This is a genomic window from Ideonella sp. B508-1, assembly GCF_000333615.1.
GTDB lineage: Bacteria > Pseudomonadota > Gammaproteobacteria > Burkholderiales > Burkholderiaceae_C > Ideonella.
The window spans coordinates 1-1,625 of the sequence record NZ_BADL01000502.1; the positions used below are offsets into that span (position 1 = coordinate 1).

Here is a 1,625-nt window from a genome sequence, read left to right on the forward strand (position 1 = left end):
GCTTGCAGGATTCGGGGGCGATCGTGCATTTGTCGGGCAGGCACATCTCCTGACCTTCCCCCGTGCTGTTGACCGCCACGGTCAGGCAATAGCCCGCAGGACAGCGGCCCTGCTTGTCCTCCAGGCACCTGGATGCGGAGGGTTGGTCGCCCACGACGTCGGACTGGCTGGCCAGCAGCTTGTCGATGCCGTCCGCCAGGCTCTGTACTCCGGCCACCACGGTGTCCGAACTGTTCACCACGCTGTCGCCATTGGTGTCGAACACCGGCGAGGTGGGCGCGGCACCGGAATAGGCGTCGAGCACAAAGTTGAAGCCCGTTCCGATGTTGTACTCGCACTGGGCGGCCGGCTGGGCAGGCACGATCGTGTTGACGTAGGCGAAGCTCAGGACCCCCTGCGGGGGATAGACCACCCGCTGTCCGCCCATGATGTCCAGATCCAGGTACCAGCCCTTCTGGGTCGTCCAGTCGATGCGGTTCGAGGACAGCGTGTAGAAGCGCTCCTTGCTGCTCACCACCTGACCATCGACCACCTGGGTCCCGACCACCACAGAGCTCGTGTCGATGGTCTGCTGGACCAGGACTCGGCGATAGGGCGACACGCCCGCGGCCTGAGCGGCGCTCTGGAAGGGGCTGACGTTGCCGCCGGCCGCACCGGCCGCCGTGTCGTCCCAGACACCGTAGACCGACTGCGGCGCCGTGCTGGTGGCATCGCTCTCGTCGAACAGCTTGCCTGTCCCAAAGAGGACCACGAAGCCCTGCTGAGGGTGGGCGATCACCATGGGTGCGGCCGTGATCGGCTGGGCCGCGCCACTCGCATCGAGCGCCCTGAACAGCGGCTGACCGTCGAACGAGACCCGCCAGCTGTCTGGGTTGGCGCCGTCACCAAAGTCAAATCGCCACAGATGGCCCTGCAGATCCCCAGCATAGGCGGCATAGACCTCCTGATGCGCATTGCGCAGCAGATACACCCCACCCAGGCCGTTCTCAGTGACGCCAGGGACCCGGATGGACTTGACGACGGCGCCTGTCTGCAGGTCGACCACCAGCAAGGCCGCCCCACCCTGGGCGCTGTAGGGGCCATTGCCCACGAAGGCATACCAGCCGGAATGGCCCTCCAGCACGGCCCCCTGGATCGGTCCGACACGGATGTCGCCGATCACATGCCCCAGATCCGGGTGCCCGGACAACTCCCACAGTACCTGACGGGCCCCCAGGCCCGCGGAAGGGTTGTCCGTCGGCAGGTGCAAGGCAAACACATCACGTCCCCCCGCCCCCATGCTACCGATCAGCACATTGGTCCACCGTGCACCGGCTTCGCCCCGCGGCTGAATGTAGGCATCCGACTCCACCGCCGGCCCATCGACAAAGAAGCGGTGGCCGTTGTCCTTGCTGCCATAGGTCTTGCTGGCCAGCGCGGCGTAGTGGGAAAAGCCCTCGCGCGGCAGGAAGCCGAAGACCTCCTTGCCCGTCGACCCCTGGAACAGGTGGAACACGCCGGCGTTGCCGCCCACGCCCACCACGCCGTCGGTGCGCCTGGTCTTGGCCGTCAGGTAGTCGACGTAGCCGGCTTTCCAGGTGTCGTTGCTCAGCCGGTCGTATCCCAGGTTGACGAGGTTCCGCACA

Annotated in this window: 1 protein-coding gene; it reads right to left on the reverse strand. The window is 66.3% G+C overall.

Annotated elements, in window-relative coordinates:
- Nucleotides 1-1,625 (reverse strand): pilus assembly protein (locus I73_RS29305; RefSeq protein WP_022982233.1); only part of this gene is annotated, 1,625 nt, incomplete at both ends.